Below are 20,962 nucleotides of genomic sequence, written 5' to 3'. Positions count from 1 at the left end.
TGACGGAAGTAATGGAGACCTCACATGTTGAAAGAAATTCGCCCCGCCATCATCCTGCTAATCCTGCTGACGCTGATCACGGGTCTCGCCTACCCCCTTGCCATGACGGCGATCGCGGGGGCGATCTTTCCGAAGCAGGCGGCTGGCAGCATGATCGAGCGGGACGGCAAGGTGGTCGGCTCCGCCCTGATCGGGCAGGAGTTCAAGGGCGATCAATATTTCCACGGCCGGCCCTCGGCGACGACGGCGCCCGACCCGGCCGATTCGAGCAAGACCGTTCCGGCGCCCTACAACGCGGCCAATTCGGGCGGCTCCAACCTCGGCCCGACCAGCAAGGCGCTCAACGACCGTGTCAAGGAAGACGTCGACAAATTGAAGGCCGAGAATCCGAACGCCGCCGTTCCGGCCGATCTCGTCACCACCTCCGGCAGCGGGCTTGACCCCGACATTTCGCCGGAAGCCGCACTATTCCAGGTGCCGCGTATCGCGAGGGCGCGCAAGATGCCGGAAGATCGCATCAGCCAGCTGGTCACAGAGAATACCCAGGGCCGCCTCGCGGGTGTGCTTGGTGAGCCCCGGATCAACGTGCTGGCGCTGAATTTGGCTTTGGATCGTGCCGCCTCGAAATAGCCCACGCTAGGCTGGACCGGGCCGGAGGACTATATTGTGCTCATGGTTCAGCTGCGCGATCCCGAACAACGCCCCTCGCCGGAAGCCCTGCTGGAAGCAGCCCGGCGGGCGGACAGCCGCCTCGGCCGGCTGAAGATCTTCGTCGGCGCCGCCCCCGGCGTCGGCAAGACCTATGAGATGCTGCAAAGCGCGCATGCCAAGCTCAAGGCCGGCGCCGATGTCGTGGTCGGCGTGGTCGAGACCCATGGCCGGGCGGAGACCGAGGCGCTCTTGAAAGGCCTCGAAGTTCTGCCGCGCAAGCGGCTTGAATACCGGGACCAGATTCTCCAGGAGATGGACCTCGATGCGCTGATCGCGCGGCATCCGCAGATCGCCCTCGTCGACGAACTCGCCCACACCAACGCGCCCGGCAGCCGCCATCCGAAGCGCTATCTCGACGTCGAGGAGCTGCTCTCCCACGGCATCGACGTCTACACCGCGGTCAATATCCAGCACATCGAAAGCCTCAACGATGTCGTGGCCCAGATCACCCACGTGCGGGTGCGCGAGACCGTGCCGGATTCGATATTTGACCGTGCCGACGCGATCGAACTGATCGATCTGACGCCCGACGACCTGATTCAGCGGCTGAAAGAGGGAAAGGTCTACGTCCCCAAACAGGCCGAGCGCGCGCTCGAGCATTATTTCTCGCCCGGCAATCTGACCGCGCTGCGCGAACTGGCGTTACGGCGGACCGCCGAGCGGGTCGACGAACAGCTCCTAACTCATATGCAGGCCAACGCCATCGCCGGGCCCTGGGCCGCGGGTGAGCGCATCCTGGTTTGCATCAGCGAGGATCCGCGGGCCGCAGGCCTTGTGCGCTATACCAAGCGGTTGGCGGACCGCCTGCATGCGCCCTGGACCGCCGTCAGCATCGAGACGCGGCGCAGCCTGCAATTGACCGACGAAGAGCGCGACCGGCTTGCCGACACGCTGCGGCTCGCCGAAGCGCTGGGAGGCGAAGCGCTCACCATTCCGAGCGTCGGACGCCGTATCGCCGACGATCTCGTCAGCTTCGCGCACGCCAATAACGTGACCCAGATCATCATCGGGAAGTCGACGCGCTCCTGGTGGTTCGAACTCACGCGCGGCTCGGTAGTGCATGATCTGGTGCGGCGCGCCGGCAACATCAGCGTGAACGTCATCGCCGGCGAGGAACTCGCAGCCGACCCCGTTCCGAAGAAGACCGTGCGCGCGGCGGAACGCCCGGAACCGTTCAATCCGCGGCCCTATCTGATGGCGCTCTTGATCGTGGCTATCGGCCTTGCCGCCGCCGCACTGATCCAGCCATTGTTTGGCATCGAGAATGTTGATCTGGTGTTCCTCACAGCCGTGGTCGTCGTCGCGGTTCGCTACGGTCTGTGGCCGTCATTCCTGGCGAGCGTCGTCGCTTCGCTCAGCTACAATTTCTTCTTCTTGCCGCCGATCTACACCTTCACCATCACCGATCCGACCAACATTGCGGCCTTCTTCTTCTTCATGCTGATCGCCGTGCTGGTTTCCAACGTCGCGGCGCGGGTACGCACGCAGGCCGATTCCGCGATCGGCAGGGTGCGGACCACGGAATCGCTCTACGCCTTCAGCCGCAAGCTTGCAGGCACTGCGACGCTCGACGACGTGTTGTGGGCGACCGCCTATCAAATCGCGCTGATGCTCAAAGTACGGGTCGTGCTGCTGTTGCCCGAGGAGGGCGTGTTGACGGTGAAGACCGGCTACCCGCCGGAAGATCAACTCGACAAGGCCGATCTTGCGGCCGCGAACTGGGCTTGGGACAACGACCGCTCCGCCGGGCGCGGCTCGGATACGCTGCCGGGAGCCAAGCGCTTGTTCCTGCCGATGCGGACCGGGCGCGGGCCGATCGGCGTCATCGGCATCGATGACGACAAGACGGGACCGCTGCTGACGCCGGATCAGCGCCGCCTGCTCGATGCGCTGGTGGATCAGGGCGCGCTTGCGATCGAACGGGTGCTGCTGGTCGAGGATATGGATCGGGTCAAGCGCACGGTGGAGTCGGAGCGATTGCGCTCGGCGCTGTTGACCTCGATCTCGCACGATCTCAAGACGCCGTTGGCTTCGGTGCTCGGCGCCGCCTCCACGATGCGTGATCTTTCCTCTGCGTTGAGCGATACCGAAAAGCGCGATCTGCTCGCGACCGTGATCGATGAATCGGAGCGGCTCAACCGCTTCATCGCCAATCTGCTCGACATGACCAAACTCGAATCCGGCGCCATCGTGCCGAATACGGCGCGCCACGATATCGGCGAGATCGTCGGCAGTGCGTTGCGGCGCGCCAGCAAGATCCTCGTGCATCACAAGGTTTCGCTCGAGCTCGCGGCCGATTTGCCGATGCTGGAGCTCGACGCGGTGCTGTTCGAGCAGGTGCTTTTCAATCTCTTGGACAACGCGGCGAAATACGCGCCCACCGACACCACGATATCGATAAGGAGTTCGCGGGACCGGGATTTTGTGTCCCTGCAAATCATCGACGAAGGCGGCGGCATTCCACCGGGAGAGCAGGAGAGCGTATTCGACAAATTCTATCGCGCGCAAAAGGGCGATCATGTCCGGCCCGGCACGGGTCTCGGGCTCGCGATCTCGCGCGGTTTCGTCGAGGCGATGCATGGTACGATTACCGCGTCTAATCGCACCGACCGAAGCGGCGCCGTGCTTACCATCCGCTTGCCGATCCCGGCCGTATCCGACGCGCTGGACACCGCCGCATGAGCGCATCCCCGATCAAGGTCCTGGTCATCGACGATGAGCCGCCGATCCGCAAATTGTTGCGGATGGGATTGACCACGCAAGGCTATGAGATTCTGGAAGCCTCGAGCGGCAAGCTTGCGCTCGAATTGCTGACTGAAAATCCCGCGCTCATCATTCTGGATCTCGGTCTTCCTGATATCCAGGGCCACGAATTGCTGCGCATGATCCGCGGCCGCAACGACAGTGTGCCGGTCGTGGTGCTGTCGAGCCGCGGCGATGAGGCCGGCAAGGTCCAGGCGCTCGATCTCGGCGCCGACGATTATCTGACAAAACCGTTCGGGATGGATGAGCTGCTGGCCCGGATGCGCGCCGCGCTGCGGCATCAATTGCAGGTTCACGGCGAACGGCCGGTGTTCCGGTCCGGCGATCTCTCGGTCGACCTGGTGCGGCGCATCGTCAAAGTCGGCGAGCGGGATGTAAAACTGTCGCCGAAAGAATACGAATTGCTGCGCGTGCTGGTGCAGCACGCCGGCAAGGTCTTGACCCACAGGTTTCTCTTGAAGGAATTGTGGGATGAACTGACGGACGCGCAATACTTAAGGGTCTATGTGCGGCAGCTGCGGCAGAAGATCGAGGTCGATCCGGAGCGCCCGCAATTCGTCCTGACCGAAACCGGGATCGGGTACCGGTTGCGGGCGGGTGATTAGACCGCAGATCCAATTCTCGTCATGCCCGGGCTTGTCCCGGGCATCCACGTCTTGGCCACATTACAGCAAGAAAGACGTGGACGGCCGGGCATAGGCGAGCGGAAGCGACGCCGTCCTTCGGACGGCTATGCTCGGCCATGACGGAGACACATAGTGACCGGAACCATCTTTCTTCGCCAAGATTATTTTCTCGCAACCGGGCGCGCGGGCGCATTACACTCTTCCGGCGCGTTGCGTGCAGACCCAATATCGGCGCGGGATTTGATCGTGTCCTTGAGAAACCTTTCCACCTACCGGAAAAAGCGCGACTTCGAGAAGACCGCGGAGCCGAGCGGCGAGGCGGAGGTGACGCCCTCAAAACGCCGGCGCTTCGTCATTCAGGCGCATGCTGCAACCCGGCTGCATTACGATCTCAGGCTCGAATTCGACGGCGTCTTCAAATCCTGGGCGGTCACCCGCGGCCCCTCGCTCGATCCGCACGACAAGCGCTTGGCGGTGGAGGTGGAAGACCATCCGCTCGATTACGGCGATTTCGAAGGCACCATTCCGAAGGATCAATATGGCGGCGGCACGGTGCAGCTCTGGGACCGCGGCTATTGGGAGGCCGACGATCCCGAGAAGGGATTCAAGAAGGGCGACCTGAAATTCACGCTGCACGGCGAAAAGCTGCACGGCAGCTGGGTGCTGGTGCGCATGCGCAACGACCGCGATGGCGGAAAGCGCACCAATTGGCTGTTGATAAAACATCGCGACGAATTCGCCAAAGAGGGCGAGGCCAACGACATCCTGGACGCCGATCAATCGGTGGCATCAGGACGGACGATGGATCAGATTGCCAGCGGCAAGGGCAAAGCACCAAGACCTTTCATGACGGCGAAGGCCGGTCGCGGCAAGGCGGACGCGGTGTGGAATTCGAACCGCGGCGATGCGGCGGCCGCGCGCGCGCAGAACAAGGCGCCATTGCGACCCACAGCCGCGAAGGCGGCAAAAGCAAAAAAGGTCGCCGTGATGCCGGATTTCGTCGAACCCGAGCTCTGCGTCGCGGTCGAGCGCCCGCCGAGCGGAGAGGGGTGGGGCCACGAGATCAAATTCGACGGCTATCGCGTGCAATTGCGGGTCGAGGACAGCGACGCCCGGCTTAAAACCCGCAAGGGGCTGGACTGGACGGATAAATTTCAGGCCATCGCCAAAGCGGGCGGCGCGCTGCCCGATGTCCTGATCGACGGCGAGATCGCCGCCCTCGATCATAATGGCGTGCCGGATTTTTCGGCGCTGCAGGCGGCGATTGCCGATGGCAAGACCGACACCCTCATCTTTTTTGCGTTCGACCTGTTATTTGCCGGCGGCGAGGATCTTCGCTCACTGCCGCTCCGTGAGCGAAAGGCGCGATTGAAAAAATTGCTGGAGGCGCGCGCCAAGGCCAAAGCCCAGCTGATTCGCTATGTCGAGCATTTTGAAGAGGGCGGCGACGCCGTGCTGCAATCGGCGCAGAAGCTGTCGCTCGAAGGCATCGTCTCCAAGAAGCTCAGTGCGCCCTATCGTTCGGGCCGGTCCGAGGACTGGACCAAGGCCAAGACCCGCGCCGGGCATGAGGTCGTGCTGGGGGGATGGAAAACCACCAATGGCAAATTCCGCTCGCTGATGGCCGGCGTCTATCGCGGCGATCATCTCGCCTATGTCGGGATTGTCGGCACCGGCTTTGGCCAGGACACGGTCCGGCGCATCATGCCGGCATTGAAGAAAGCGGCCTCCCACAAGAGTCCGTTCGGCGGCAAGGATGCGCCTCGTAAAACCAGCGACGTGCATTGGCTGAAGCCCGAGCTCGTCGCCGAGATCGAAATTGCCGGCTGGACCGATGGCGGAAACATCAGGCAGGCGGCGTTCAAGGGGCTGCGCCAGGACAAGCCGGCCGATGAGGTGACGGCGGAGGAGCCGGCCATGACCAAGGTGGCAAAACCTGCCGGAAAGACCGCGGCCAAGTCGGGCGGCGCGCCGGCAACGCCAGCGGCGAACAAATCCGCCTCCGCCGAGGTGATGGGCGTCATCATCTCAAAACCCGACAAGGCGCTGTGGCCGGACGCCGGCGACGGCAAGCCGGTGACAAAACTTGATCTCGCCCGTTATTACGAGGCGGTGGGTGGCTGGATGATCGGCCATTTGAAGGGTCGGCCGTGCTCGGTGGTTCGCGCGCCCGACGGCATCAATGGCGAGAAATTCTTTCAGCGCCACGCGATGCCGGGCACCTCGAACCTTCTCGAGCTCGTGAAAGTCTCGGGCGATCGCAAGCCGTATCTGCAGATTGATCGGGTCGAAGGTCTCGCGGCGGTGGCGCAGATCGGCGGCGTTGAGTTGCACCCCTGGAATTGCGCGCCGTATGCGCCTGACATCCCGGGAAGGTTGGTGTTCGATCTCGACCCTGCGCCGGAGGTCGAATTTTCCGATGTGATCGAGGCCGCCAAGGACATGCGACAGCATCTCGCCGACGTCGGAATTGAGAGCTTCTGCAAGACAACCGGCGGCAAGGGGCTTCACGTGGTGACGCCGCTCGCCTACGGCGCAAAGGACAAGGTCACGTGGAAGGAAGCAAAGGCTTTCGCGCAGGGCGTTTGCCAGTTGATGGCCAATGAAAATCCCGATCGCTATTTGCTCAATATGTCGAAGCAAAAGCGCAAGGGAAAGATCTTCCTCGACTATCTGCGCAACGACCGCATGGCGACCGCGGTCGCGGTGCTGTCGCCGCGGGCGCGCGAAGGCGCCACCGTCTCGATGCCGCTGACCTGGGCGCAGGTGCGCGGCGATCTCGATCCCAAACGCTACACGGTTCGCACCGTGCCGGCGATGCTTGCCAAATCCAAGGCGTGGGAAGGGTATGATGACGCGGCGGCATCGATAAAGAGCGCGATCAAGAAATTGGCGGAGAAGGTTTAACGGTCATTCCGGGATGGTCCGAAGGACCAGGCCCGGAATCTCGAGATTCCGGGTTCGCGCTATCGCGCGCCCCGGAATGACGGTGATAGGCTTCACCTTGGCGGGCCGGCGAACAATCCGTCGAACCGGAACGAATAGCCGACGCCCGCGATATAGCTCGGCGCATTGTGATTGAGCCCGAAGGCGACGTGAAAATCGACCTGCTGAGTGGGGCTCAGGCGAAATACCCCGCCCGAATTCAACAGCACGCTCGGGCCTGCGTTCTCGGGATAGTCGCCGACATATTCCACAAACAGGCTGGCTTTCTCGGTCACCTTCTTTTCAATCACAAAAGTGGTTTCAGTGATGCGTTTGGTGGTCAGCTCCGCGGGGCGGAAGAACTCCGTCAGCATCCCGCTCACGCCCCAACCATCGTGCAATTCCCACGACCACGGCATTTGCAGATAGGGCTGCGCGCCACGGCCAGCGATGTCGACCGCCCCGGTCGGGAGCGCCATGCCGAACACCAGGGACAAGTCGATCTTGCCCGGGACCGGGCTGACCTGCCACTTCACCGCCGGCGCGACATCGGAAAACCCCGAGTTTCCCGGCGCGCGGACGTTGGCAAAATAGGTCGGTACGTCCACCAGCAGTTCAAGGCAAGGGGCTACGCCGAGGCGCCATCTGGAATTGGTGCCGTCGATATTGCGGCCGCCGTCCCGGGCGCTGACATTCACTCCGTTCTCGCTCTGCAGACTGCCCGTCGGTACCACCAGGCTGGAATTCGTGACATCCGGCCGGTCGGTCGCGATCTCATCCTTGGCGGTCGGGCAAGCGTCGGCCCGTGCCTCGCCCGCCGCTGACATCGCGAACGCCGCCAGCAAGCATGCCGGGAAGAGTCGTTTGCGCATGAAGACCTTGATCGAGGAAGGAGCGAGGGGGACGGCCGCCTGGTCGAGAGATAGGCATACAACCTATTTCGTCTTCCGCGAGAGCTGAAAATTTGCGGTTGGGCGGGAATATTTGTCGCCATTCTCCGATCGGGCGGGCGGCTTAAATCCTTCCGAGCAGTAGCAGGATCAGCAGGATGACGACGATGAGGCCGAGGCCGCCGCCGCCGTAATATCCGGTGCCGTAGAACGGCCCACCGCCGACGCCAGAGAATCCGCCGAGCAAAGCGATAATGAGAATGATCAGGATAATCGTTCCAATAGACATGCAGAAGTCTCCTCCAACCCGACAGCACTTATTGTCCTGTCATTGTCGGCTAGAAACAAATCGGAACCTGGATCGTTCCTTCCCTCGGCGGCGGTATGCCGCGCTCTTTTTTCCCGGGAATGTGGAACTACATGCAGCTACGTCAGAACATGCACTTTCGTCCGAAGAGGAATCCAAGATGTCCGCACCTCTGATCGTTTCGATCCCGCATCGCCTTGGCCGCGAGGAAGCGACCCGCCGATTGAAGGCGGGATTGACCCGCGCCGTGTCCAGCATCCCGGTGCTGAAGGTCGACGAGGAGCGATGGGAGGATGATCGCATGGTCTTTCGCGTCCGCGCGCTGGGGCAGGCGGCGTCAGGCCATCTCGATGTGGCCGACGATCATGTCCGGCTCGAAGTCACGCTGCCATGGCTGCTGCAACGCTTTGCTGAAGTCGCGCAAGTCGCGATCAGGAATCGCGGAAACCTGTTGCTGACCAAACGCAGCTGATGCAGCACGATTTTATTGCTCTGCAACAAGACCACTAAAACCGCTCGCAGCTCATTCCTCTAAACCTGCCGGTAACAAATTCTTTGGAATATTTAGTCCGCGGGGGAGGGAACCGACCTCAAGTCGGCACGACATCCGCCAGGCCGTCCGGCCGTCGATCCCGGGCGGCCTTTCGCTTCCGATGCATCTAAGCGCGCACACGCTTTCTCGCCGGCCTCACGGCTCCCACGAATTTGGCTTTCAATACCGCGACCGGCAGATGCCTGAAGACGTCGGAAAGGCGCAGCTCCGTCGCATCCGCTTCGGCAAAGCCTTTCACGGAATAGCCGCTCACATCGAGCGACGCGTCAAAGCCTTCCGCGGTGGGCCAGACCCGGCCGCCTTCGGAAAATGCTGCGAATGATTTTGCGACCACGATGATCACCGCGTTGCGGCCGCGGCGTCGGGCAAAGGCGATGACATGATCGCGGTGCGGCCCGCTGACCGGCAGCGGCTCGTAATCGCCATGGGCAAACAATTCGGCGAGTTCGGTACGTATCTTGAGCAGATGCCGGGTCCAGGCCAGCTTCAAATGGCCGTTGGACCAGTTCTTCACGAGGCTCTCCCAATCCGGCGTTTCCGCCGACGCCAGCGCCTCGCGGCGTTCGGCGAAATCCACCGGTCGCCGGTTATCCGGATCGACCAGCGACAAATCCCAAAACTCCGTTCCCTGATAGAAATCCGGCACGCCCGGCACCGTCGCCTTCAAGGTGAGCTGGCTCAGCGAATTCAGCGCCCCCAATAGCGCGGTTCGCCGCGCTAAAGTATCGAGCGAGTTCAGAAATTCCGCCGGGACCGAGCGATCCAGGATTCGCGCGATGAAGTCGCGCAGCCCCGCCTCATAGGCTTCGTTGGGATTGAGCCAGCTCGTTTCCTGCTTGCCTTCCCGCGCCGCCTTCAGCGCATAGGCCTGCATCCGTTCCAGGAACGTTTCGTCGTAGTGGCCGGAGGGCCATGCGCCGAGCAGGGCCTGATACAGCATATATTCAAAAGTCGCCGACGGCGCGCGCATCTCGCCGGCGATGACAAGATGCGGCGCGTTCATGACTTTCCATCGCGCCACCGCGCTGGTCCATTCGCCGGGAATTTCGGTTAGCGCCAATAGTCGCACGCGGGCGTCCTCGCCGCGTTTGGTATCGTGCGTCGAAGTCGCGGTCATGCCGTGCGGCCAATCCCTGGCGCGGGCTTTCATCGCGTCGTGAAAGGCATCGACCGGAAGCGCCCCGGCCGACGGGTCTCCGCCGACTTCGTTGAACGCCAGCAGGCGGTGATAGCGGTAGAACGCGGTATCCTCGAGCGATTTCGCCATCACGGGACCGGTGAACTGCTGCAGTTTTAGCGCGAAGCGGCGCACGCGCGGGGCGCTGTGCGCTGCCCGGCCCGGCTTGATCAAGTCCATGGTCAGCGTGTCGCGCAGAAAATCGAAGATGCCCTCGTCGGCGGCGAACCAGTCCGCGCGCGCCTTTTCGATTGTGCCCGAGATCAACGCGCGGTCGCGCTCGGTCGGACCGCTTTGTGTAAGATACGTGCGATAGACCGGGAAATGCAGGATGTAGAGTTCGAGCGCCTGCCGCAGGCCGACGGCGGAATAATCGCGGGTCGAGTAATGTCCGCTGGCGATCCGCGCGAGCAGGCGCGTCAGCACCGTGAATTCGCTGGTCAGCAGGGTTTCGAGCACCCGGCGTTTCGCCTCTTTCAATACGGGGTCGAGCCTCGGCGGCTGATTGCTGATCTGCCGCCACACCTCGTCGAGGGGGTCGAGGCCGCTGTCTTCGGCCAGCACCCTTGTAATGGCATTCAGCCACTCATAGCCCGTGGTGCCATCGACGCCGGCGAAGGCATGCAGCGTCTCGTGCTCGCCAAGAATTTTTTCGACCACCATATAGAACGGTTTTGCAGCCTTTCCCTGCGCATTCCGGATCAGACGGCGCAGGCGCTGAAAATACTGCACGGGATCGCGCAAGCCGTCGATGTGATCGAGCCGCAGGCCCTGCAGCTTTTGTTCCGAGATCAGCGTTTTGACCAGCTGGTGGACAGCGCTGAATGTGCCTGCGTCCTCGACGCGCAATCCCGCGAGCGTATTGACGTCGAAAAACCGCCGATAATTGATGTCGCTGGAAGCCAGCCGCCAGTGCCCGAGCCGGTAGTGCTGGCGTTCGAGCAAATGATGCAGCGCCAGTGTTGGCGCGGGGCGGTCGGGCCCGGCGCGATAGGCCTCCAGGCCGCGCACGATGATCTCGGCAGCGCCGGGGAGGGCTTTCAACTCCGCCTTGAAGGCGGGTGCTTCCTTGCGATTGGGATGGCGCAATCCCCTGTAGCGCGACGCGAGCTCGATGATGTGTTTTCCCGCCGCGCCATCCTCGTCGCCTGCGGCTTTGACGACGTTGCGCAAGATCTCGCTGTAACGCTCCGGCGCGATCGGCAGACGATGCTCGAAATACCAGGCTGAAAAACTGCCTTCGCCGGCGTCATAACGAAGTTCGATCTCGCCCTTTTCCAGCGCCTCGCCATAGGACGAGCCGATGATCGGCAGCAGCACGCCGGCCCGGCCCCGGTGAGGCAGTATGTCCCAATCGATGTCGAACGAGGCCGCATGCGCCGAGGCCGGACCCCATTCCAGCACGTCGAGCCACCATGGATTGTCGGAAAAATGCACGCCCACGTGATTGGGAACGAAATCGAGAATAAGCCCAAGATCGTATCGCTTCAGCGCCCGGCTTAACCGCTCAAAACCGTCGCTGCCGCCGAGTTCCGGATTGAATTCGGTGTGATCGACGATATCGTAGCCATGGCTAGAGCCCTTGCGCGCCTTCATGAAGGGCGAGGCATAGAGATGGGTGATGCCAAGCGCCTTGAGGTAGGGGACGATGGAAGCGGCCGCATCGAAGTCGAAGTCTGCCGTCAGCTGCAGGCGGTAGGTCGCGATCGGAATCGCCGGAGGCATCAGCCCGCGTCCAGATGCCAGAACACCGACCATGGTGCGAGGCGGTCGCTGATCTCGCCGCCCCAGATTTGGCTGCCCGTTGCTTCGCTTTTTTGACGGGCGATCTCGCGGTGCGACAGGTTGGCCAGCAACCGCAATCTTGAGCGATCGCCCATGCGCCAATGTGCCGTCAACAAACCGTTGTCTGCCGCATGGGCGTCGCCAAACGTCGCGCCGGCCAGCCGGGGCACGATCTCGCGTTGGCGGATCGCGAGCAGTTGCTGGACCAAGGCCAGCCGTTTCTTTGCTGCCTCGTCGTTGCGCGCCCCCCAATCCAGCACCGCGGATTGAAACGTCGATGGTTCGAGTGGATCGGGCACCTCGTTGCCATAGATCGCGTAGGCCCAGTCGTACTCCCGGCGCCGACCCTTGCGTACGGCTTCCGCGAGATCGCGCTTGAAGTCGCAAAAGAACGGGAACGGCGCTTTCGAGCCCCACTCTTCGCCCATAAACAGCATCGGGATGTTGGGCGCCAATAGCATGATTGCCAGCGCGGCCTCGATCGCCGCAATGCTGACATGATTTTCGAGCCGGTCGCCGAGCGCGCGGTTGCCGATCTGGTCGTGGTTCTGCAGGAAATTGACGAACGCGGTCGGCGCCAACTGGCCGCTCGGTTCGCCGCGCAATTGCCCGCCGCGAAACGCCGACGCCTCGCCCTGATAGACAAAGCCGGATTTGAGCGCCCGCTCGAGGTCCTGTAGCGGTGAGGCCGCGTAGTCGCCGTAATAGCCCTGGGTCTCTCCGGTCAACAACACGTGCCAGGCGTGATGATAATCGTCGTTCCACTGCGCGCGGTATTTGCCGCGCGGCGGGTCTTGCTCGGCGTCCAGCAAGCTCGCCAGGTTGTCGCCGTTCTCGACCACCAGATGGATGTGGCGGCCGGTTTCCGCGGCGAGATCACCTGCCGCGCGGCTCAGATCGTGCAGCATCGAGATCTCGCCGGGCTGGGAGATGGTATTCACCGCGTCGAGCCGCAGGCCGTCCAAGCGATATTCGCTTAGCCAATTGAGCGCATTCTCGATGGCGAAGGCGCGCACCTGCGGCAGGCGGTAATCGATCACGCTACCCCATGGTGTCTGCGCCTCGGTAAAAAAAGTCGGCGCATAGCGGCCGAGGTAATTTCCTTCGGGGCCGAAATGGTTGTAGACGACGTCCAAAAATACCATCAGCCCGCGCAGATGCGCCTCGTCGATCAGGGTTTTGAGATCCTCAGGGCGTCCATAGGCGCTGTCGGGCGCGTACCACAAGACGCCGTCATAGCCCCAGTTGCGCGATCCCGCGAAATCCGCAAGCGGCATCAATTCCAGCGCGGTGATGCCACACGCCACCAGGTGATCGAGCTTGTCGATCATGGCGCGGTAAGTGCCTTCCGGCGTGAAGCTGCCGACATGGGTTTCGATCAGGACGGTTTCCTGCCACGGCCGTCCCCGCCATTGCGAGGCGCGCCAGGGGTGGGCTGTGTGATCGATCACTTCACTCGGGCCAAAGACATCGTCAGGCTGAAACGCGGAGGCCGGATCGGGCACGTCGATCTCGTCGTCGATCCGGAATTTGTAGCGCGCGCCGGCTTTCACGCTGGCAATGTCAGCGGAAAACCAGCCGTCCTCGCCACGTCGCAGCGGATAGGATTTTTCCAGCAGCAGGTCGACGCGCTTCGCCGCCGGCGCCCATAAACAAAATGACGCGCCGTCTGCTGTCAGCCTGGCCCCGAAATGCCGCTCATTCATGCCGACCCCACGAATGCAAGAACCGAACGCGGAGGTGCTTTCGCCGCGCTCCCGGATGCAAAGTCACCGGTCCCTTGTTTAACGTCCGCAGTGTTCAATAGTTGCTGCCAGCTCTTGTATTCCGGCATCTTCGGCAGGTTGAATGCGATCTCTTCGGGGGCGGCGTTCAGCACGATGAAAATCGGCGACTGCCCGCGCTCGATCGGTCCCAGCACGTAAGCGAGAAACCGCCCCTCGGGGAATTTCCAATCTTCTTCTTTCATGTCTTCGGCCGCCGGCGTCAGCCACAACACGCCGTAAGTGCCATCCGCGCGCCGCCCTTCGAGCCAGCGATGCGAGCGGATTTGCGGAAATCGTTTGCGCAAGGCGGTCATGTGGCCGACGAAGTTGATCAGGTCGTCGCCTTCGCGGCCAAGGCCCTCCCAATTGACCCAGCCGATTTCGTTGTCCTGGCAATAGGCGTTGTTGTTGCCGGACTGCGAGTTGGCGACCTCGTCGCCAGCCAGAATCAGCGGCAGCCCCTGCGCCATTAGCAGACATGCGATCTGGTTTCTCCGCAGCTGCCGGCGCAGTGCCGTGATCGCCGGATCGTCGGTCGGGCCTTCATGGCCGCAATTGGTGCTGTGGTTATCGTTTGCGCCGTCGCGATTGCCTTCGCCATTGGCCTCGTTGTGCTTTTCGTTGTAACTGAACAAGTCCTGCAAGGTGAAGCCGTCATGGACGGTGATGTGATTGACGCTGGCGCGCGGCTTGCGGCCGTCGTGGTTGAAAAGGTCGGAGGAGCCGGTCATTCGGCTCGAGACTTCGCCGATCAGGCTGCCTTCGCCGCTCCAGTAGCGTCGCATCGCGCTGCGGTAGCGGTCATTCCATTCTGACCATTGCGACGGAAACGCGCCGACCTGATAGCCGCCCATGCCGAGGTCCCAGGGCTCGGCGACGAGTTTGACCGACGACAGCACCGGGTCCTGCCGGATCGCGGTGAGGAAGGCGCTGTTGCGGTCGAAACCGTTCGGCCCGCGCGCCAGCGTGGTGGCAAGATCGCAGCGGAAGCCGTCGACATGACAGACCTCGACCCAGTAGCGCAGCGAATCCATCACCATCTGCAGCACACGGGGATGCCTGAGATTGACCGAGCTGCCGCAGCCGGTGAAATCGTCGTAGAAGCGCGGATTTTCCGGCTTCAGCACGTAATAGGAGGCGTTGTCGATGCCGCGGAACGACAGCGTCGGGCCCATATGGTTGCCCTCGGCGGTGTGATTATAGACGACGTCGAGCATCACCTCGATGCCGGCATCGTGCAGCCGCGCCACCGTGGTGCGGAAGGCATCGAGCGGATTATCCTGCGAGTAGCGCGGCTCCGGCGCGAAGAAGGAGAGTGTATTGTAGCCCCAATAGTTCGATAGCTTCTTCTCCACCAGCACCCTGTCGTCAACGAGCCCGTGGACCGGCAACAGCTCGATGGTGGTGACGCCGAGCCGCCTCAGATGCTCGATCATCGCGGGCGAGGACAGGCCGCCATAGGTGCCGCGCAGATTTGGCGGCACGTCCTCGCGCTTCTGGGTCAGGCCCCTGACATGGGCTTCGTAGATGATGGTGTCTTCCCAGGGGATATTGGGGCGCATTTCGCGGCGGCCCCAATTGAAGGTTTCGTCGACCACGACCGCCTTCGGCATGGCCCGCGCATTGTCACGGCGATCGAACGAGAGGTCCTCGCGCGGGCTGCCGGTGCGATAGGCGAAATGCGCGTCGGTCCATACCAGCCGTCCGGCAAGCCGCCTGGCATAGGGGTCTAGCAGCAGCTTGTTGGCGTTGAAGCGGTGGCCGTGCTCGGGCTGGTAAGGCCCATGAACGCGATAGCCATAGAGCTGTCCGGGCGAAACGTCGTTCAGATAGCCGTGCCAGACATCCTCGGTGCGTTCCGGTAGTTCGATGCGTTCGAGTTCGCGGCGGCCCTGGCTGTCAAACAAACAAAGCTCGACCTTCTGCGCATTGGCCGAGAACAACGCAAAATTGGTGCCCCTGCCGTCCCAGCTTGCACCGAGGCGTGCGGACGTTCCGGCGGACAGACGCATGCGTTAGCTTTCCGGTACGAGAAAAATAGCAGCCAGGGGCGGAATGGTGAGACTGAGCGCGGGGGCGGGGCCGTCCAGGGTGAGGACTTCGCCGACATTACCGACATTGCTGCCGCCGTAATGCGAGGAGTCCGAATTGAGCACTTCGTGCCACTTGCCTGCGATCTGCACAGGGATGCGATAATTGTAATATACATTCGGCGAAAAATTCACCACCACGAGGCATCGCGCGCGGGCATCGTTGCCCTTGCGCATCCATCCGAAAACGTTGCCATTGGCGTCGTCGGTCACGAGCCATTCGAAGCCGGATGGCTCGCAATCCAGTTCATGCAGCGCCGGCAGCGCGCGGTAAAGCCGGTTGAGATCGCGGATCAGCGCCTGGATGCCGGCATATTTCTTCTGTTCGAGCAGATGCCAGTCGAGCGAGCGATCATGGCTCCATTCGCGTTCCTGGCCGAACTCGCAGCCCATGAACATCAATTTCTTGCCGGGATGGCCGAACATGAAGCTGTAATAGGCGCGCAAATTGGCAAAGCGCTGCCAGTCGTCGCCGGGCATCCGCCCCAGGATCGAGCGCTTGCCGTGAACGACTTCGTCATGCGAGAGCGGCAGGATGAAATTCTCCGAAAATGCATAATGCAGGCCGAACAGGATGTCGCCGTGATGATATTTGCGGTGGATCGGATCCTTGGAGATGTACTTCAGCGTGTCGTGCATCCAGCCCATGTTCCATTTGTAGCCGAAGCCCAGCCCGCCAAATTCGACCGGACCCGAAACTTGCGGCCATGAGGTCGATTCTTCCGCAGCCGTTGTGGCCTGCGGAAAACGCGCGAACACTTCGGTATTGAAGCGGCGCAGAAACGCGATGGCGTCGAGATTCTCCCGGCCGCCGAATTTGTTCGGAATCCAGCCGCCCGCGGGCCGGCTATAGTCGAGATAAAGCATGGAGGCGACCGCATCGACGCGCAGGCCGTCGACGGCGTAACGCTCCAGCCAGAACAGCGCGTTCGACACCAGGAAGTTTACAACCTCGGTGCGGCCGTAGTTGTAAATCAGCGTGCCCCAGTCGAGGTGGCGTCCCTGCAGCGGGTTGGCGTGCTCGTACAGCGCGGTGCCGTCGAAATTGCCGAGGCCGTGCGGATCGTCGGGGAAATGCCCGGGCACCCAGTCGAGCAGGACGCCGAGACCTTCGCGATGGCAGGCGTCGACCAAAGCGGAAAAATCAGCGGGTCCGCCGAAGCGGCTGGTCGGCGCATACATGCCGGTCGGCTGATAGCCCCATGAGCCGTCGAACGGGTGCTCGTTGACGGGCATAAATTCGACATGGGTAAAGCCGAGGTCGTGGGCATAGCGCGGCAGCTGATCGGCGAGCTCACGATAGGTCAGCCATTCATTATGGCCCTTGCGCCGCCACGAGCCGAGATGGACCTCGTAGATCGACATCGGCGCGCTGCGCGCGTTGACATTGGCGGGCGCCGGGCGCGGGTGCGGCAGTGTTGCCTCGTCGAACACAATCGACGCGGTGCTCGGGCGTATTTCGGCGGCAAAGGCCAGAGGGTCGGCTTTCAGCGGCAAATGCTGGCCCTGCGGACCGATGATATCGAATTTATAATGATCGCCGACGGTGGCATGAGGCACGAACAATTCCCAATAGCCGATGCCGCGTACGCGCATCGGATGCCGCCGCGGATTCCAGAAATTGAAATCTCCGACCACGCTGACCCGCCGCGCGTTCGGCGCCAGCACCACAAAGGCTATGCCGGGAACGCCGTCGAGCGTTATCGGATGCGCGCCAAGCTTGTCGTAGATCCGCTGATGGGTGCCTTCGCCCAGAAGATACAGATCGAAGTCGCTCAGGACGGGCGGAAAGCGGTAGGGATCGTCGAGATCGACCACCGTCTCGCCGAAGCGCGCGCGCAACTGGTAGCGCTTGGAGCCGTTCGGCAGGGAGCCTGCGAACAGGCCGGCGTCATGAATGCGCGAGAGCGTTGCCGCTTCGCCGTGCTCGCCGATTGCCTCGACGTTCGAAGCTTCGGGCAGAAACGCGCGGACTACGGTTTTGTCGCCCTCGGTGTGAAGGCCGAGATAGTGAAAAGGATCGGAGTGACGGCCTTCGACAATCGCATAGGCCTCCGCGGACAGTTTGGTCATGAGGCCTCGTTCGCATGCAACAGTCGAAGCATCCCGCGGAGCGGGACGCGCAGCCAGTCAGGCCTGTTCGCCAACTCGTATTCGATCTCGGCAAGCGTCTTGTCGAGCAGAAAGAACTGCAGCATCTCGTCGCCGGCCCGCGGATCGGCCGGCCACAGGGGTGCATTTGCCATGGTCTCGCGATAGGCAGCAAGAAATGTCGCGGCCGCGCGATCGCGCCATTCCGCGAGCGCTGCCCCAAGCTTGCCCTGCTCATCGGGCGCGACCTTGAGCGCGCGCTCAAGCGCAGCGTTGGCCGAATAGTCGATCGACCGGATCAGGGCCGCGACGTCGCGCGCCGCGGGCGCCTTGCGCCGGCGCTCTTCCAGCGTACGGCCGGGCTCGCCGGCGAAATCGACGATGAAGACGTCGTCCTTGACGATCAGTATCTGTCCCAAATGGAGGTCGCCATGGTGACGGATATTCAGGCCCTCGATATCCGACGGCAGCAACGCGCCGAGGCGGTCGCGCAAGGCCGCGCCTTGCGCCAGGGCCTGATCGACCAGCGGACGATCGACCTCTCTGATCGTATCGCGTTTTTGCTTCAATGCGTCAAAGGTCCGCTCGGCGCGGGCAAGTCTTTCTTCGATCCAATCGCTAACGAGGTCAGGCCGGATCGGTTCCGGCGCAAAATCGGCGAGTTGGTTGCTTGCCGCGAGCGCAAGGTGCATCTCGGCGACGCGCCGTCCAATCTGCGCCATGTAACGCAGATAGGGGACCTGCTCCTCGCTTCCGCCCGCATGCTCGCTTGCCGCCAGCAGGCGCTGCTCGTCGACGAAGCGATCGAGATAGGCCGAAGTCACGGTCCAGCCGTCGCCCTGGTTTTGAACGAAGGCATGAACGGCCGCGATCGCGCTTCGCTGGTTGCCTTCCACCAGCTCGACGCTGCCGAGCAGCGCCGGTGTGTTGGCAAAGCCCGCGACCTCGGTAAAGAACCGCCCCATCTCGATTTCGGGGTTGGCGCCGTCTTCGAGTTTGCGAAATACCTTCACGACATAATCATGGTCCACCAGCGCCGTGCTGTCGGGTCGCTCGGCTTCGACGGCGCGGATATGCTCGGGAGTCTTGATCGGCCCATCGGAAAGCTTGGCGGTCGGCCGAAATTCAAGGCGCAGGCCGCTTTCCTCGACGGTCAGGGCTTCGCGGAGATTGCGCAGCAGCAGCGCCATGAATATCTGGTCGGTCGCAACGTCCAGCAACGTGCCTTCGCGCGCCCCCTGGCGTACGGCGGCAAATGCGTGCGGGTTATAGCGCTCGCGATCGAAGCGCACCCACTCGATCCGCATCGGCAATACGTACCGCGTCGTCTCGCCCTTTTGGGTCGCCTCAAAGAACGCAAGCCAGGGCCGGTTGTCGCCGATATCGCAAAACGGGATCGCCGAAGTCAATGTCGGCTGGATCGCCTTCGGCGAATGCTCCGGATACCAGCGGGTTCGCGCCAGATGCCCCGGCAGGACGTCGCGTTCGAACACGCCGCGGGTGCGGGCCAACGACACCCAGGTCGCATTGAGCGGTACCACCAGGGTCTCGAATTCCGGCACCACGGTTGGTTGCACGTGCTCGGACTTGTCGCGCTCCTTGAGCTGGAACCAGTAGTAGCCATACGGCCCCAGCGTGATCATATAGGGAAATTCGCCGATCGCCGGAAAGCGGCTGCGGCCAAGCATCTCCAGCGGTATGCGATCCTTCCAGGCGGAAAGGTCGAGTTCAGTCGCTTGCGCCGAACGGGACAGGTTGGCGACGCAGAGAATGACTTCGTCCTGATACTGCCGGACATAGGCCAGCACCGAGCGATTGGCCGGGCGGATGAAGGTCATGGTGCCGCGGCCGAACGCCAGCGTCGACTTGCGCACCGCGATCAGCTTCTTGTTTGCGCTCAAGAGCGAAGACAGGCTGCGCGACTGCGCCTCGACATTGACCGCCTCATAGCCATAGACCGGATCCATGATGGTCGGCGCGTAAAGCCGCGCGGGGTCTGCGCGGGAGAAGCCGCCGTTGCGGTCCGGCGTCCACTGCATCGGCGTGCGCACGCCGTTGCGGTCGCCGAGATAGATGTTGTCGCCCATACCGATCTCGTCGCCGTAATAGATGATCGGCGTGCCCGGAAACGACAACAGCAGCGAGTTCATCAATTCGATCTTGCGCCGGTCATTGTCCATCAAGGGCGCCAGGCGCCGGCGAATACCGACATTGATGCGGGCGCGGGGATCGTTGGCGTAGGTCGACCACAGATAGTCGCGCTCGACGTCCGTGACCATTTCCAGCGTCAGTTCGTCGTGGTTGCGCAAGAACAGCGCCCACTGGCACCTGGAGGGGATATCCGGGGTCTGGCGCAGGATGTCGGTGATCGGGAAGCGGTCCTCCTGGGCGATCGCCATGTAGATCCGCGGCATCAGCGGGAAATGATACGCCATTTGGCATTCATCACCCTGGCCGAAATATTCCTGCACATCCTCCGGCCATTGATTGGCTTCCGCCAGCAGCAACTTGCCCTTGGCGTAGGCGTCGAGTTCGGCGCGCAGCTTTTTGATGATGGCGTGGGTCTCGGGGAGGTTCTCGTTGCTGGTGCCCTCGCGCTCGCACAGATAGGGAATGGCATCGAGACGGAAGCCGTCGACGCCGGCATCGAGCCAGCGTTTCATCACCTTGACGATGGCGCTGACGACGCGCGGATTGTCGAAATTCAGATCCGGCTGGTGCGAGAAGAAGCGGTGCCAGTAGAATTGGCCGGCTTCCGAGTCCCAGGTCCAGTTCGACTTCTCGGTATCGGTGAAGATGATCCGCGTACCCTGATATTTCTGGTCGGTGTCGCTCCACACATACCAGTTGCGCGCGCTCGACTTCGGGTCGCTGCGGCGGGCGCGCTTGAACCAGTCGTGCTGGTCGGACGTATGGTTGACGACGAGTTCGGTGATGACCCGCAATCCCAGCCGCTTGGCCTCGGTGATGAAGCGCCGAAAGTCCTTCATGGTCCCGAAATCGGGATTGATGGAGCCGTAGTCGGCGATGTCATAGCCGTCATCGCGGCCGGGTGAGGGGTAGAACGGCAACAGCCACAACGCGGTGACGCCGAGGTCCTGCAGATAGCCGAGCTTTTCGGTCAGGCCTGCGAAATCGCCGATGCCGTCATTGTTGCTGTCGGCAAAGGCCTTGACGTGAAGCTGATAGATGATGGCATCCTTGTACCAAAGCTCGTCGGCATCCAGCGCGGTGACCGGCAGCTCGGTGGCGTCGATGGATGATAATGGCTTCATGGC

At 62.3% G+C, this 20,962-nt stretch carries 12 protein-coding genes; 5 read left to right on the top strand and 7 right to left on the bottom strand.

The window, feature by feature from the left end; translation table 11 throughout:
• The first annotated feature begins 24 nt into the window (after positions 1 to 24).
• From B5526_RS11655 to ligD, 4 genes are all read left to right on the top strand, one after another.
• A complete protein-coding gene (locus B5526_RS11655) occupies positions 25 to 630 on the top strand; it encodes a K(+)-transporting ATPase subunit C (RefSeq protein ID WP_079538321.1) in 606 nt (201 codons plus the stop codon).
• Positions 631 to 672: 42 nt separating this feature from the next.
• Complete coding sequence (locus B5526_RS11650; protein WP_079538320.1) at positions 673 to 3,393, top strand: sensor histidine kinase; 2,721 nt, start codon at positions 673 to 675, stop codon at positions 3,391 to 3,393.
• Entirely contained in the window at positions 3,390 to 4,079 is a 690-nt protein-coding gene (locus B5526_RS11645; RefSeq protein WP_079538319.1) for a response regulator, read from the top strand. The genes B5526_RS11650 and B5526_RS11645 overlap by 4 nt, the downstream gene beginning before the upstream one ends.
• 267 nt (positions 4,080 to 4,346) lie before the next feature.
• On the top strand, positions 4,347 to 7,007 hold the full coding sequence (gene ligD, locus B5526_RS11640; protein ID WP_079544926.1) for a DNA ligase D: 2,661 nt from the start codon (positions 4,347 to 4,349) through the stop codon (positions 7,005 to 7,007).
• Positions 7,008 to 7,099: 92 nt separating this feature from the next.
• Here ligD and B5526_RS11635 read toward each other — a convergent pair whose 3' ends face one another.
• Together B5526_RS11635 and B5526_RS11630 are read right to left on the bottom strand one after the other, a co-directional pair.
• Entirely contained in the window at positions 7,100 to 7,897 is a 798-nt protein-coding gene (locus tag B5526_RS11635; RefSeq protein WP_079538318.1) for a transporter, read from the bottom strand.
• Between the two features lie 142 nt (positions 7,898 to 8,039).
• A complete protein-coding gene (locus B5526_RS11630) occupies positions 8,040 to 8,204 on the bottom strand; it encodes a DUF3309 family protein (protein ID WP_079538317.1) in 165 nt (54 codons plus the stop codon).
• Between the two features lie 178 nt (positions 8,205 to 8,382).
• Here B5526_RS11630 and B5526_RS11625 point away from each other — a divergent pair, with 178 nt between their 5' ends.
• Positions 8,383 to 8,694: a polyhydroxyalkanoic acid system family protein gene (locus B5526_RS11625; protein ID WP_079538316.1), complete on the top strand. Its 312-nt coding sequence runs from the start codon at positions 8,383 to 8,385 to the stop codon at positions 8,692 to 8,694.
• Positions 8,695 to 8,881: 187 nt separating this feature from the next.
• On the opposite strand, the gene treY is transcribed toward B5526_RS11625, so the two are convergent.
• From treY to treS, 5 genes are read right to left on the bottom strand one after another with little or no spacing between them, the layout of a single operon-like run.
• On the bottom strand, positions 8,882 to 11,677 hold the full coding sequence (treY, locus tag B5526_RS11620) for a malto-oligosyltrehalose synthase (protein ID WP_079538315.1): 2,796 nt from the start codon (positions 11,675 to 11,677) through the stop codon (positions 8,882 to 8,884).
• The gene (gene treZ / locus B5526_RS11615) at positions 11,677 to 13,443 is read right to left on the bottom strand and encodes a malto-oligosyltrehalose trehalohydrolase (protein ID WP_079538314.1); all 1,767 of its coding nucleotides are present in this window, start codon (positions 13,441 to 13,443) and stop codon (positions 11,677 to 11,679) included. Before treZ ends, treY begins: the two co-directional genes overlap by 1 nt.
• Complete coding sequence (gene glgX / locus B5526_RS11610) at positions 13,440 to 15,515, bottom strand: glycogen debranching protein GlgX (protein ID WP_079538313.1); 2,076 nt, start codon at positions 15,513 to 15,515, stop codon at positions 13,440 to 13,442. Before glgX ends, treZ begins: the two co-directional genes overlap by 4 nt.
• Positions 15,516 to 15,518: 3 nt before the next feature.
• Positions 15,519 to 17,666: a 1,4-alpha-glucan branching protein GlgB gene (gene glgB / locus B5526_RS11605; protein ID WP_079538312.1), complete on the bottom strand. Its 2,148-nt coding sequence runs from the start codon at positions 17,664 to 17,666 to the stop codon at positions 15,519 to 15,521.
• Positions 17,663 to 20,959 carry a maltose alpha-D-glucosyltransferase gene (gene treS, locus B5526_RS11600; protein WP_079538311.1) on the bottom strand — a complete coding sequence of 1,099 codons (3,297 nt, stop codon included), beginning with the start codon at positions 20,957 to 20,959 and terminating at the stop codon, positions 17,663 to 17,665. The genes glgB and treS overlap by 4 nt, the downstream gene beginning before the upstream one ends.
• Positions 20,960 to 20,962: the final 3 nt, after the last annotated feature.

This window comes from Bradyrhizobium lablabi, assembly GCF_900141755.1.
Taxonomy (GTDB): Bacteria; Pseudomonadota; Alphaproteobacteria; order Rhizobiales; family Xanthobacteraceae; genus Bradyrhizobium; species Bradyrhizobium lablabi_A.
This window is presented reverse-complemented; position numbering and strand designations above follow the sequence as displayed.